This is a genomic window from Sporosarcina sp., assembly GCF_029257255.1.
Classification (GTDB): domain Bacteria; phylum Bacillota; class Bacilli; order Bacillales_A; family Planococcaceae; genus Sporosarcina.
In genome coordinates, this window is sequence record NZ_JARICI010000053.1 from 1 (window position 1) to 14,147 (window position 14,147).

The window sequence follows — 14,147 nt, forward strand, 5'->3', positions numbered from 1 at the left end:
CGACAGGCACTGGAGGCTTTTTCACAAAAGATGCGTCCTTTGCATCTTTTTGTAAAAGTCGAAGGGACCCGAGCAGCTGCCCGCTGCAGCTGGATGACACCAAAAGCGGAAGCGGGCGTTTAGCTGCGACAGGCACTGGAGGCTTTTTCACAAAAGATGCGTCCTTTGCATCTTTTTGCAAAAGTCGAAGGGACCCGAGCAGCTAAACGCTGCAGCTGGATGATACCAAAAGCGGAAGCGGGCGCTTAGCTGCGACAGGCACTGGAGGCTTTTTCACAAAAGATGCGTCCTTTGCATCTTTTTGTAAAAGTCGAAGTGACCCGAGCAGCTGCCCGTCCGAAACGTTGTCTCATCAACACGTCATTTAAATTCACAAAGATATCTGAATTGTAAAGACGTTTGAATCGCCATGCTCTTTTAATCTATGGTACACTATAAGAAACGATTTGCGAAGGAGGCTGCAATTAGCCATGAGAGTAAAAGAATTTTTAGCTGGAGTTTTAACAGGAGTCGCTGCAGGAGTGGTAGTCAACGAAGCATTCAACAAGATAAACGAAGAGGTTCCTGCCGACAATGTACTAAAAAAAGTAAAAGATGCTTTTAAAGAAGAGGGTCCAATTGACGGGTCTTGGATCGTGATGAAACCTGAACCTTACACAAATCACGTCATTTCTATGGATGTGTACCGTGGAGGCGTATCCCGTATGAAAGACGGTAAGCTTGAGCAATATGAATTTGCAGCAGACGCGAAAACAGGCACTGTCGTAGAATTAGTTCGTCAATAACAGTTACGTTATTTTACTCTATTAAAAGACACGTCCCGTTAACGCGGAACGTGTCTTTTTGATTTATCTTGTGCAAGGAACGCTTTCAACAATCTTTTTACCGTCTTCACTGAATCTGACCATACGATAGACAGCATCATGATAGAAAATAAATCCATAATTATTTGGAAGCGCTTCCTTCATCAAGCGCTCTTTTGCGAAAATCGACTCCATTGGATAGTCGTCATAAGCAAGCACCCATAATGGATTAGAATGTGCGTGAGTCGGCATAATATCCGCCATATGAATTAATGTGTCACCCTCTTGCTCCAGCTTAATGACGCTGTGTCCGTCACTGTGACCGCCCGTGTGAATCATTTTAATTCCAGGCATGACATCCAATTCATCTTCAAACGTATAAACTTGATCTTGAATCGGTTCCCAGTTTTCCGTCCAGTACGTATTGCGGGATCTGATATTTGGTTCTCTCATCTCATCCCATTCAACTTTAGACGTGTAAATCTTTGCTTCAGGGAATACGGAAACCAGATAATCGCCTTGCCACTGTGTTAAGCCGGCAGCATGATCATTATGCATATGTGTCATGATGACGATATCAATATCATTTACTGTCAGACCGAGTTCTGCCAGACTTTCTTCCACTCGTGTTTCTTCACGGACGCCTAAATTGCGCTTCTTTTTCTCATCAAGTTTACCTTTGCCGATGCCTGAGTCAATAAGCAAGTTCTTTCCTTGATACTGAATCAAAATCGGGTCAGTCCGCAGTTCAATCAGGTTATTTTCATCAGGCTCATATCTTCTAGACCACAATGCTTTTGGAACGACACCGAACATTGCACCACCGTCCAGGTAGTTTACTCCGCCGTCCAGCCATGTCAGTTTCATGTCATGAAAAGTTAATTGATCCAAAATAATTCCTCCCTGCATTCCTAATTTGCATGAAGTCCGCCAACTTTTTCAGCTGACGGACGTATTTGCAGAATTTGTCTCTCGTAAATTATTTCTCTCTGTTCTGATACTGTGCTTCCAATCGATAGATCGGCTGGCCTTTGCTGGAAAATTTCTCTTCATACTCTGTCAAAATATTGTCTTCCGGCATGTTCGCGTGCAAGTCAAGAGAAACGGCCAGTAATTTCATGCCGTAGTCCGTCATCGATACCAATGAATACTCGAAGAGCGAACGATTATCTGTCTTAAAATGAATTTCTCCACCGGGCTTCAAAATACCTTCATATTTCAGCAAAAAGTTCTCATGTGTTAACCGACGTTTCTCATGGCGTGTTTTCGGCCACGGATCCGAGAAATTTAAATATACCCGGTCAATCTCGGATTTTTCAAAAATCGATTCCAAATTCTCTCCATTCGCACGCAGCAAACGCAGGTTTTTCGGTTTATCTTTTTCAATAGCTTTTTCTAAAGCGGATACAACTACATTATCAAAATGCTCGATACCGATATAGTTAATGTCAGGGTTTGCCAGTGCCATGCCAATGACGAACTGGCCTTTCCCTGTTCCCACTTCAATATGGATGGGCGACTTGTTATCAAATACTTCCGCCCACTTCCCTTTACTGCTTTCCGGTTCCATAATGAGCATGTCCGGATGCTCTGCCATAAAATCCTTCGCCCATGGCTTGTTTCGTAAACGCATAGTCAGTACACTCTCTCTTTATCTGAAATTTCTATTGTTCTTCCGATATTTCATCCGCATCAAACAATCTGCTCATTGCAGTGGTCTGTGCATGATCTAAAATAGCCTGTGCCGCCTTAAACTGTGTATGTTTCATAGGGCTTGGATTGCCGCTGAGCTGTGCGATCCATTTTTCATAGGTTTTACGATCAATTGTTGTGGTTTCATAAGGTGTACCGGGATAATCAATGTAACCATTTCTTGATACAATTAATTTCTTAATCGGCAGTTCTACATTTGCTGCAGTAAAGAAAGATGAAACCACTTTTTCCATCCGGTTCAACGCGATGGTCGGATTCAGCACTTTAATCTCCTGCTCGCCGACTTTCTTCAGCCAGAACCGGTCACTGCTTCCAATATAAGCTGCCATCCGCTCGTCTTCAAGCGCTGTAATACAGTAACAGGCAGTAGGTGAAAGTAAAATGATATCCAGTTCTACCGGGGCTTTATTGACCTTAACGATTGGATAATAGAATAACAGGAAACTGTCCGGCAGACGCAGGGTAAGCTGTTTCAGCAGCGTATCCGAAAAATACTTTGGATCCACTCTTGAACGGTCATAAAGCGTAGAGCTTGCCCATTTTAATTGAAATTGGAAAAGCTGGTCCTGATAGGATTTTTTCAACTTTTCCATACTGTTAGGCCTTTCAGAAATCGCCGCTTCAAAAGCAAAGTCTGTTTCCGCTCCTTCTTCCTCATCCGCCGTTACTTCTTCCTCTATTTCTTCGTCACGGTTTTTCCGCCACTTCTTAAACAGCAGGGAATACCATCTGTTATCTTCACGTGCATCTTCCGGTTCTTCTTCTGTTTGATTTTCGAATAAATCATCACCGTGTTCCCACTGATTCCTAACCCGCTTCCATTGATAGCGTTTCAAACGAATGAATTGCGTCTGATAACGGGTTAAATCATTTTCATAGCGGGACACATAGTCCACCAGTTTAACTAGCTGAGCCATTTGTATTCCTTTCATCAGCCTGTCCGGCAGCTACCAACACTGGAATTTTGGCTTCGAATACATTCTGTAACTGTCTAGTAATCTGTCCCGGAACTCCCTTGCCGACAGACTTGCCATCTATGGTCACAACCGGCGTGATTTCTGCATTTGTGGAAGTGAAAAAGAATTCATCCATTGCATACGCATCTGCCAGCGTAAATTCCTTTTCCACCACTGGAAGCGAAAGCTCAGAAGCGAGCTGCAGAACGACACGGCGAGTAATTCCATTCAGAATGAAATGATTGGCAGGATGCGTGTACAGTACGCCTTCTTTTATACCAAAGACATTCGATGCTGATCCTTCACGCACAATGCCTTCGCGGACGAATAAAGCTTCCTGACATCCAGATTCTATCGCTTCTTGCTTCGCTAATACATTCCCAAGCAAGTTCAAACTTTTGATATCGCAGCGAAGCCAGCGCATATCATCCACTGATTTCATTGCAGCACCTGATTCCAACTGTTCAATCGGTCTAGGATTTTCAACTGTATAGCCTATTACGACCGGCAACACACTTTGATCAGGGAACTGATGTACACGAGGTGCCACTCCACGAGTTACTTGTAAATAAATATGTCCTGTCGATAATTCATTCTGCTGCTGAAGCTCTTCTGTAATTTTAATCAGTTGCTCCAGCGTATAAGGCAAATTGATTTTAATTTTTTCTGCGCTTTCAAGTAGCCGTTCCAGATGTTCATTCGCAGTGTAAAGAACGCCGTCATATACTTTTATCACTTCATAAACTCCATCACCAAACGCATAGCCACGATCATTTACGGAAAGATTCATTTGTTCTTCCCGCAGGTATTCCCCATCTTTAAAATAGATCATACATCCGTCACCTCTTCTGTTATGAAAGCTAAACAGCCTGATTCTGTACTGTCAGTTTCCTCTTTGTCTATTTTCACATGTTTAGCAGATAAAATAAAGGAAAATTATCTTTTAAAAATACAGTCAATAGAAAATCAAAATTATGTGCGATTTATCCGAATATACGTTATACTTATATTGTCAGAACATTCATCTTACTATTCTGGCATAACTTATCAAAGGAGCAGGTCAGGGAGAGTAATCTCAGAGAATCACCCAAGCATCTTAATTGAATGATTGGTGTGAAAATATGAAGATGAAGGAGTGGTTTCTTCAATGAACCCAGCTACCGATCGCATGTTAATTCGTATCAAAGATGTCTATATGTTCATTCGGGATAACGGAAAGGTGACAACAGAGGATGTCGCGGAGGAATTCAATATTTCTCTGCGTACAGCCCAGCGAGACCTCAACGTTTTGGAGTACAACGAATTGATCAAGAACTCAGTCCGTGGTGAATGGACAACGACTTCCAAGAAAGTGAAATTACCTTCCTGACTCTGTATCCGATAGAATTTTCGACACAAAAAGGCTGACGCAATCGCATCAGCCTTTTTGCTTGGAGCTATCCAGTTTGATCAATTGCTGCAATTCCTCATCCGTCAGCTCCCTAAATTCCCCCAGTTGCAAATTCTTATCAAGTTCAAGCGGCCCCATCGTAAGCCGTTTCAAATAAACAACAGTTTTGCCGACCGCTTCGAACATTCTTTTTACTTGATGAAACTTTCCTTCCGTAATCGTCAATTCAATTTCAGAAACTTCATCTGAATGAATGATCTTCAGTATTCCAGGTTTCGTTTCATAGCCGTCATCCAATGTGACACCCTGTAAAAAAGCTTCAGCATCTTTCTCTGTGACCCGCCCGTCTATTTTCGCAAAATACGTTTTCGGCACTTCTTTCTTCGGCGACAGTAGGCTGTGTGCCATCTGCCCGTCATTTGTCAGCAGCAGAAGTCCTTCTGTATCTTTGTCCAGGCGACCTACAGGGAATGGTTCAAAATGACGCTCTTCACTGCCAAGCAAGTCCACTACCGTACGGTCACGGTGATCTTCCGTAGCCGACAGCACACCCGGTGGCTTATGCATCATTAGATAAATGAACTCTTTGTAAATTATTTCTTCACCGAGCAATGAAACAGCATCATTCTCAGGATCTACGTGCTGCGCGGGATCTTTCACCGCGTCACCGTTGACGCGGATCATCCCTTTTTTCAATATCTGGCGTACTTCTTTGCGGGAGCCATATCCCATATTTGATAAAAATTTATCCAGTCTCATTTGTCATCCTCCAAATCCGAAGCGCTTAGCAATGCGTGAGAGCCTTTCTCCGAATAATCTTTGTGCAAGTCCCGACTTGAATGACAGGAACCCATAGATCAGCATGCCGACACCGGTTCCAATCAGCACATACAGCAATGCCTGCCAGCGTCCTACAGGTACATGCAAAGCATTTAGTCCTTTGCTTGTCAGCCAGACGCCGAGGAACATGATGGCGTTGAAGATCAAGATAAGAATTACGCGTCTGATTACCATTTGAGACTTATAGTTCAATACCTTTTTGATGATGAATAAATTGATGCCAACAGCCGTCGCATAACCAATTGCGGTAGCCAAAATTGCTCCATTCGTTTCGAACAATTTAATCAATGGGATGTTGAGGATCATCTTGATAAGTAATCCAAGCAAGGCAGAAAAAACAATCCATTTATGATAGTCAATTCCCTGAAGAATCGCAGCTGTCACTGTAAACATGGCAAACAGGATCGCAACAGGTGCGTAGGCTGCCAGTATATTAGCTCCTGAAACGTCAAATTTGTACAGGAACTGATAAATTTCTGTGTTAAGAACAATAAGCCCCGTCGCCATAGGGATCGTCAGAAATAGCATAATCTGATAGGTCTGATCGAGCGACCGTGTAATTCCTTGCTGGTCATTTTTCGCGTAATAGCTCGTAATAATGGAAATTAACGCCATTGAAAAACCTGTAGCCACCATGACTGGAATCATAACGACCTTATGCGTCAGAAAATTCAATTTCCCTAAAAGCTGGTCACTGATACTAGATAATCCAATTGATTTCATCGCATCGTTGAATGTAATCATATCGACGAACTGATAGAGTGGGTTAATCGTACCAACTAGAACGAACGGCAGAGCATATGTCAAAATTTCCTTATATATCTGTTTCAGCGGAAGTGACCCGGCAGGCGGACTGTTCGTCAATAAATAATTGAATTCATCGCGATATTTCTTCCAATAATAATACAAGCTCCAAAGTCCCGCAATCGCGCCGATGAATGCAGCAAACACCGCAAACTTCACGGCGATGTTTGGGGATAATCCGAGTAAGTTTACAACGACAAATGTCCCCACCAAGACGAATACTATCCGTACAATCTGTTCAATTAATTGAGAGACGGAAGTCGGTTCGAACTTTTGATAACCTTGCATGAACCCGCGGCTTATGCTGAGCAAAGGAACTGCCAGCAAGGCGAAGCTGACCCATCGGATGACCGATGCAATATCTTCCACATTGAAAATCTGCTCTTCGTCTTTTATGACAAGGCTAGCAATCGGGCCAGCTAAAGCAAACAATGCAATGAACGTCAGCAAGCCAGTCACAGACATGAGTAGCATGCCCGATTTCATTAATTTCCGCCCGGTCGCATAATCGCCGAGCGCGTTATATTTTGAAACAAATTTTGAGATGGCAAGCGGTGCCCCTGAAACAGCAACAGCGAGTGCTAGATTATAAGGTATGTATGCATACTGATATAGATTGACACTTTCATCTCCGACCATCGCATAGAACGGGATGACATAGAGTAAACCAAGTGCCTTCGACAAGAATAAGCCAATGGTTAAAATAGCCGTACCTTTAAGTAAATTCGATGCCATGTTTGATTCCTTCCATTTCTAAAGAGATACTTATATAGTTTACCCTTCGACTCGTATTTGTACAATCTTTAACTGACTCCAACTTGGTGTATAATGAAAATCAAAACGAATGAAAGCGTGGTTCTAGTATGTATGATGTAATCGTAATCGGCGGAGGTCCTTCAGGCTTAATGGCTTCCATTGCAGCTGCCGAACAACATAAACGAGTATTGCTTCTCGAAAAAGGTCGCAAACTCGGCAATAAATTGGCAATCTCAGGAGGCGGTCGATGTAATGTCACAAATAGACTGTCCCAGGAAGAAATTATTAAGCATATTCCGGGAAACGGCAAATTTTTATACGGCCCGTTTTCCGTATTCAATAATCAGGACATTATCCAGTTTTTCGAGGGACTTGGCGTTCCGTTAAAAGAAGAAGATCACGGACGAATGTTCCCTGTCTCAAATAAATCCAAAGATGTTGTCAATGCGCTTTTGGACCAAATGGATTCACTAGGTGTTGAAGTACGTTTGGAAAGCCGCGTACAAAAACTGTTAATGGATGATGAAAAAATTCTCGGAATACGCCTGGATGACGGTGAAGAGCTGCGCGCTCATGCAGTAGTTGTGGCTGTGGGTGGCAAAGCAGTTCCGCAGACCGGCAGTACTGGTGACGGCTATCCATGGGCGGAGCGTGCTGGTCATACGGTGACCGAGCTCTACCCGACCGAAGTTCCGCTATTATCAAGAGAACCATTTATTGTTTCAAAAGAACTACAGGGACTTGCTTTGCGCGATGTCAGTGTGTCCGTACTGAATAAAAAAGGTAAAACACTCGTTACACATCAAATGGACATGCTTTTCACCCATTTCGGCTTAAGCGGTCCCGCCATTCTCCGCTGCAGTCAATATGTCGTCAAAGAACAGATGAAAAATGGCAGACAACCAGTACTTCTGCAAATCGACTCTATACCTGATCAGCATGAAGAGCAGCTCACTCAATCAATTGCTAAGATGTTGAAAGATGAGCCTAAAAAACAAGTAAAAACTTCGCTAAAAGGGCTCGTACCTGAGCGCTGGCTGTTATTTTTACTTACACAAGCTGAAATTGATGAAACGGAAGTTGGGGCAGACATTTCTCGTGATGCGATACGTACACTTGCACGCCTGCTAAAAACATTCCCTGTTCACATCACCGGCACACAGCCTATCGAAAAAGCCTTCGTCACAGGCGGAGGTGTGTCAGTAAAAGAAGTCGAGCCAAAAACAATGGCGTCACGAAAAAAAGCAGGACTCTTCTTCTGTGGAGAGATTTTAGATATTCACGGCTACACAGGCGGCTACAATATTACAGCAGCGCTCGTTACTGGTAGATTAGCCGGAATGAATGCTGGAATGAATGCTGGAATGAATAAATGAGACCATAGTTTTTTAAGTCTTTGAGCACATTCACAGTAGCTATGAGCGTCCGCACGGGCTGAATGAGCGCCTACAGGCTTCTTATGATCACAACCCCCTTTTCTTCTCAATTAAGACAAGCCGGCCGGAGAAATGTAATTTCTCCGGCCGGCTTTTATCTATTTTATCCTGCTACGATATTGACTAAACGACCAGGAATCGCAATGATTTTTTTCAATTCCTTACCGGCCATCCACTGCTTGACATCTTCATTTCCTAAAGCAGCCTGTTCCAATTCTTCTTTTGTGCTGTCTTTCGCTACCGTGATTTTTGCACGAATTTTGCCATTGATCTGTACAGCCACTTCTACTGTGTCATCCGTTAATTTCGTCTCGTCAAACGTCGGCCACTCAGCATATACAACTGTCTCTGTATGACCCAATTTCGCCCAAAGTTCTTCAGCCAAGTGAGGCGTGATTGGCGAAATCAATAGAATGAATCCTTCGATATAAGCTTTCGGCAATTTATCCGCTTTATAGCAATCATTAATGAACACCATCATCTGAGAAATTGCTGTGTTGTTGCGCATGCCTTCAAAGTCTTCTGTTACCTTCTTGACAGTTTGGTTATACACTTTTTCAAGCGGGCCGCCCGTTTCATCCGTCAGTTTATCTGTCAATGTCCCATCTTCATTAACCAATAAACGCCAGATGCGGTCTAAGAAACGGCGAGATCCGTCCAAACCATTTGTTGACCATTCTTTCGAAGCATCCAGTGGCCCCATGAACATTTCATACAGACGCAATGTATCCGCACCGTGTGAATGAACGATATCATCCGGATTGATGACATTTCCTAGAGACTTGGACATTTTCACATGTCCTTCACCTAAGATCATCCCTTGGTTAAATAATTTTTGGAAAGGTTCTTTCGTCTGAACCACACCGATATCATACAATACTTTATGCCAGAAACGCGCATACAGTAAATGCAGAACCGCGTGCTCCGCTCCGCCAACATAGATATCGACAGGCAGCCAACGCTTCGCCAATTCCGGATCAATCAGCGCTTCATCATTATGCGGATCGATATAGCGCAAGTAATACCAGCAGCTTCCTGCCCATTGCGGCATCGTATTCGTTTCACGACGACCCTTCATGCCTGTTTTCGGATCTACTACATTAATCCATTCCGTAATATTCGCTAACGGAGATTCACCCGTTCCGCTTGGCTTAATATTATCTGTCACCGGCAGCATCAATGGCAAATCAGATTCTTCTACTGTCGTCATTGTGCCATCTTCCCAATGAATGATTGGAATCGGCTCGCCCCAATAACGCTGACGGGAGAATAACCAATCACGCAAACGATACGTAATTTTACGCTCCCCCGTGCCATTTTCTTCAAACCATTCAATTGATTTCTTGATTGCTTCTTCTTTAGCCATGCCATTCAGGAACCCAGAGTTAACATGTTCCCCTTCACCTGCATAAGCTTCTTCATCAATATTACCGCCTGAGACAACTTCCACGATCGGCAAATCGAATGTTTTCGCAAATTCATAGTCACGCTCGTCATGTGCAGGAACTGCCATGATTGCGCCAGTACCGTATGTTGCCAATACATAATCTGCAATCCAAATGGGCATTTTCTCGCCGCTAGCCGGGTTAATCGCATAAGCTCCAGTGAACACGCCGGTCTTATCTTTCGCCAGGTCCGTACGCTCCAAATCGCTCTTAGATTTCACATTGTCGATATATTGTTCAACTGCTTCACGCTGTGCGTCAGTCGTAATCTTCTGCACCAATTTATGTTCAGGCGCCAAAACTGCATACGTCGCGCCGAAAATTGTATCGGGACGTGTCGTGAATGCTTCAAATGAAAGCTCCGTATCCGCAATCTCGAATTTGAGCTGTGCACCTTCTGAACGACCAATCCAGTTTCGCTGCATATCTTTCAAGCTTTCAGGCCAATCCAGATCATCTAAATCTTCTAATAAGCGGTCTGCATATTCTGTGATACGCAATACCCACTGACGCATCGGTCGGCGTTCAACCGGGTGATTACCACGTTCGGATAAACCGTCAATCACTTCTTCATTCGCTAAAACCGTTCCTAACGCAGGGCACCAGTTAACTGGCACTTCATCCACATACGCCAGCCCTTTATTATACAGCTGAATAAAAATCCACTGTGTCCATTTATAGTAGCTCGGATCCGTCGTATTGATCTCACGGTCCCAGTCATAAGAAAAACCAAGTTCTTGCATTTGACGCTTAAACGTTGCAATATTTTTCGCGGTGAATTCTGCAGGATCATTTCCTGTATCGATCGCGTACTGCTCTGCAGGCAATCCAAAAGCATCCCAGCCCATTGGGTGCAAAACGTTATAGCCTTGCTTACGTTTAAACGCACTCAAAATATCCGTTGCAATATAGCCTAGGGGGTGACCTACGTGAAGTCCCGCACCAGACGGATACGGGAACATATCCAATGCATAAAACTTCGGTTTTGACGGATCATCCGTCATTTTATAGGTCTTGTTTTCGTCCCAATACTTTTGCCATTTCTCTTCAATCTGTGCATGATTATAACTCATCTGAAAATTCCTCCAATTCAAATAAAAAGGCTTTCGTCCCTATTGTAAGGGACGAAAGCCTATATAGATTCCCGCGGTACAACCCAAATTGACGGAATGATCCGTCCAACTTGAATCCTTAACGCGGAATACGGTATCAGTTACATTAATTCACCAATACAGGCTCATAGGCGAGTTCGTTCTACGTTTATGCAGACTTGCACTGACCGTCTGCTCCCTGAAAATAAGCGGTAGAAGTACTATTCCTACTCAAAGCCATCATTATTTTCTTCAGTTTACCTGAAACCACGATTGAATACAAGCCTTCCCTGTCGCTTTATGACGTATACATGCGGATTGCGAATAATGTCATGTGATGCAGACCTGATTCCGTGGTACAATGTTTTTGGTAAAGGAGCTGGAAACGATGGACATATCAACTTTTCCGTTCCCTAGTGAAGGGAAACGGTACCATACATGGTCACGTCATTTAAAAGATACATTTGGATGTAAAATTGCGAAAGTTGCACTGGACGCAGGTTTTGATTGTCCCAATCGTGACGGTACAGTCGCACATGGCGGTTGCACATTTTGCAGTGTAGCGGGTTCCGGTGACTTCGCGGGAGACCGAGTCGATCCGATCAATGTACAGTTTGCTGAAATTAAAGAACGTTCGCAGCGAAAGTGGAAAGATGCAAAGTATATGGCTTATTTTCAAGCCTACACCAACACTCATGCACCCCTACCCGTTCTGAAGGAAAAGTTCGAGGCGGCTCTTGCCCAAGAAGGTGTAGTTGCACTCTCCATTGCTACTCGCCCGGATTGCCTTCCGGATGATGTAGTGGAGTATTTGGCCGAGCTGAATGAACGTACATATTTATGGGTGGAGCTCGGATTGCAGACTGTTCATGAATCCACAGGTAAGTTAATTAACCGCGCACATGATTTTGTCTGCTATCAAGAAGGAGTCAATAAACTTCGAAAGCACGGTATCCGTATATGTAGCCATATCATCAACGGCTTGCCCGGCGAAACAGAAGAAATGATGATGGAAACCGCACAGGCTGTTGCTAAACTTGATGTGCAGGGAATTAAGATTCATTTGCTTCATTTACTGAAAGGAACGCCTATGGTGAAGCAGTATGAAAAAGGCAAGCTCGAATTTCTGACGAAAGAAGCGTATATCAATCTCGTTGTTGATCAGCTGGAGATCATTCCTCCAGAGATGATTGTGCACCGAATAACTGGAGACGGACCAATTGATATGCTGATCGGGCCTATGTGGAGCGTTACAAAATGGGAAGTATTGAACGGCATCGATGCTGAGCTCGAAAGACGAAACAGCTGGCAGGGAAAGAACTATCTTCAAGAGGTGAAGATCGATTGACAGACATTATTTTGCACCGTGTCCTGCCTTTTGCAAAGCGGCTCTTAGCTGAACGGGTGCAGCCAGGTGAGACAGTAGTCGATGCAACTGCAGGTAATGGAAACGATACGTTATTTTTAGCAGGACTGGTCGGAGAAACTGGGCGGGTCATTGCATTTGACATTCAACAGCAGGCCCTTGATTCTACGAAGCAGCATCTCGGAGAATTAGCCGAACGTACAGAACTTATTCTCGACAGCCACGCGAATGTTAAAGCGTATATAGAAGGAGTAATTGGCGGTGCGATGTTTAATCTTGGATACTTGCCGTACAGTGAAGATCACAGCATCATAACGACTCCTTCTTCAACGATTGCAGCATTAGATGCGCTGCTCGGATTATTAAAAAAATCCGGAATCATTACGATCACTGTATATGATGGCCACGAGGGCGGAAGCGAAGAACGTGATGCACTACTTGATTACGTAAAGACGCTGCATCAAGGCGACGTTCATGCCATCCGCTACGAATTGTTGAATCAGCGCAGAAACCCGCCATTCTTGCTAGCATTGGAAAAGATGAAAGACTTTAGCGAAGTACGGAAAGTAACTGAATAATACTAAAAGCCCGCGAAAATGCTTTACAGCAGCCGCGGGCTTTAGTCTGTTATTTCATCTGTCTGATATCTGAGATCGTATCTGTTTTCAAGAAATCGGTTTCCTTCGTGAATTTCACCAGTTTAGCTGCCGTTTCTTCAGCGGTACTTAATTGCCCTTGCTCTTTATACTTAATAAACTGATCTAGATGAGGAAATTGTTCAGAAGATGAAGAGCGTATCGATTCCTGCATACCTGTATCAATAATGCCGGGAGCGATGGAGACAATACCCACAGGATTGACAGCTTGTTCTTGCTCAAGAGTCACCACTCTGAAAAAGTGATCCAAGCCCGCCTTCGTAGTACAATAGAGGCTCCACCCCTCGTACGCATATCTTCCCGCACCTGAGGAGATATTCAATACTTTCTTAGTCCCTGTAAACTTTTCTAAAGAAGCAATAAATGTATTGGTTAATTGAATCGGCGCTGTCAAATTTACTTGTATTGCCCTGTCAATTTCTCCTGCCGACAGTGAACCAGTTAAGCCAATAGGATCGATGACTCCTGCGTTATTGATAAGAGTATACGATTTCGCTTTGTCTACATTACGCATCACAATCGATTTCAGTATGGATAATACTTTCTCCGTGTCTGTGATATCAACTTCTTCTATATGTTCATGATGATCTGGATTAGTGCGTGCCAGACCATATACCCGTGCACCATTCTCACTGAATTGCTTGTACAGTTCCTGACCAATCCCTTTTGAAGCTCCAGTAATAATGACTATTTCCATTTCGATTCTCCTCTTTTATATTACTTCACTGCTTATTTTTGCTATAGACTCTCCCGCTGTTTTGTCTGGCAACTCAAAAAATAAAATCCAACAATAGATGAAAATGGCGATCACGATTATAATCAGCAGTATCGTCTGACGTCTGTTCAAAATATCACGTCCCTTACCAATTCTTTAGTATATTAACTATAGCA

At 43.5% G+C, this 14,147-nt stretch carries 13 protein-coding genes and 1 other annotated feature; of the genes, 5 read left to right on the forward strand and 8 right to left on the reverse strand.

The genetic code is table 11. The features are described from left to right. Positions 1-470 precede the first annotated feature (470 nt). Entirely contained in the window at positions 471-785 is a 315-nt protein-coding gene (locus tag Q1J64_RS11250; RefSeq protein WP_301109161.1) for a hypothetical protein, read from the forward strand. Positions 786-848: 63 nt separating this feature from the next. Here the strand turns inward: Q1J64_RS11250 and Q1J64_RS11255 are convergent, their stop codons facing one another. The 4 genes from Q1J64_RS11255 to dat form a co-directional block, all read right to left on the reverse strand. Further along, the gene (locus Q1J64_RS11255; RefSeq protein WP_301109162.1) at positions 849-1,694 is read right to left on the reverse strand and encodes a YtnP family quorum-quenching lactonase; all 846 of its coding nucleotides are present in this window, start codon (positions 1,692-1,694) and stop codon (positions 849-851) included. Between the two features lie 88 nt (positions 1,695-1,782). Continuing rightward, positions 1,783-2,436, reverse strand: coding sequence for a tRNA (guanosine(46)-N7)-methyltransferase TrmB (gene trmB, locus Q1J64_RS11260; protein WP_301109163.1), 654 nt, complete (start codon positions 2,434-2,436; stop codon positions 1,783-1,785). A 31-nt stretch (positions 2,437-2,467) separates the two neighbouring features. Continuing rightward, positions 2,468-3,433: a nuclease-related domain-containing protein gene (locus tag Q1J64_RS11265; RefSeq protein ID WP_301109164.1), complete on the reverse strand. Its 966-nt coding sequence runs from the start codon at positions 3,431-3,433 to the stop codon at positions 2,468-2,470. After that, complete coding sequence (dat, locus tag Q1J64_RS11270) at positions 3,417-4,304, reverse strand: D-amino-acid transaminase (protein WP_301109165.1); 888 nt, start codon at positions 4,302-4,304, stop codon at positions 3,417-3,419. Before dat ends, Q1J64_RS11265 begins: the two co-directional genes overlap by 17 nt. 315 nt (positions 4,305-4,619) lie before the next feature. On the opposite strand from dat, the gene Q1J64_RS11275 reads away from it, so the two are divergent. Then, the gene (locus Q1J64_RS11275; RefSeq protein ID WP_301109166.1) at positions 4,620-4,841 is read left to right on the forward strand and encodes a DeoR family transcriptional regulator; all 222 of its coding nucleotides are present in this window, start codon (positions 4,620-4,622) and stop codon (positions 4,839-4,841) included. 48 nt (positions 4,842-4,889) lie between these two features. Here the strand turns inward: Q1J64_RS11275 and Q1J64_RS11280 are convergent, their stop codons facing one another. Next, a complete protein-coding gene (locus tag Q1J64_RS11280; RefSeq protein WP_301109167.1) occupies positions 4,890-5,621 on the reverse strand; it encodes a pseudouridine synthase in 732 nt (243 codons plus the stop codon). 3 nt (positions 5,622-5,624) lie between these two features. Then, positions 5,625-7,241, reverse strand: a complete 1,617-nt coding sequence (locus Q1J64_RS11285) for a putative polysaccharide biosynthesis protein (protein ID WP_301109168.1) — start codon at positions 7,239-7,241, stop codon at positions 5,625-5,627. Positions 7,242-7,369: 128 nt separating this feature from the next. On the opposite strand from Q1J64_RS11285, the gene Q1J64_RS11290 reads away from it, so the two are divergent. Continuing rightward, positions 7,370-8,638, forward strand: a complete 1,269-nt coding sequence (locus tag Q1J64_RS11290; protein WP_301109169.1) for a BaiN/RdsA family NAD(P)/FAD-dependent oxidoreductase — start codon at positions 7,370-7,372, stop codon at positions 8,636-8,638. Positions 8,639-8,801: 163 nt separating this feature from the next. Here Q1J64_RS11290 and leuS read toward each other — a convergent pair whose 3' ends face one another. After that, positions 8,802-11,216 carry a leucine--tRNA ligase gene (gene leuS / locus Q1J64_RS11295; protein ID WP_301109170.1) on the reverse strand — a complete coding sequence of 805 codons (2,415 nt, stop codon included), beginning with the start codon at positions 11,214-11,216 and terminating at the stop codon, positions 8,802-8,804. Between the two features lie 44 nt (positions 11,217-11,260). Beyond that, positions 11,261-11,478, reverse strand: a binding site (T-box leader). A gap of 144 nt (positions 11,479-11,622) precedes the next feature. Between leuS and mnmL the strand changes: the two genes are divergently transcribed. After that, entirely contained in the window at positions 11,623-12,582 is a 960-nt protein-coding gene (mnmL, locus tag Q1J64_RS11300; protein ID WP_301109171.1) for a tRNA modification radical SAM protein MnmL/YtqA, read from the forward strand. Beyond that, positions 12,579-13,178 carry a tRNA 5-(aminomethyl)-2-thiouridylate-methyltransferase MnmM gene (gene mnmM, locus Q1J64_RS11305; RefSeq protein WP_301109172.1) on the forward strand — a complete coding sequence of 200 codons (600 nt, stop codon included), beginning with the start codon at positions 12,579-12,581 and terminating at the stop codon, positions 13,176-13,178. Before mnmL ends, mnmM begins: the two co-directional genes overlap by 4 nt. A gap of 49 nt (positions 13,179-13,227) precedes the next feature. On the opposite strand, the gene Q1J64_RS11310 is transcribed toward mnmM, so the two are convergent. Further along, positions 13,228-13,953: an SDR family NAD(P)-dependent oxidoreductase gene (locus Q1J64_RS11310; RefSeq protein ID WP_301109173.1), complete on the reverse strand. Its 726-nt coding sequence runs from the start codon at positions 13,951-13,953 to the stop codon at positions 13,228-13,230. Positions 13,954-14,147: the final 194 nt, after the last annotated feature.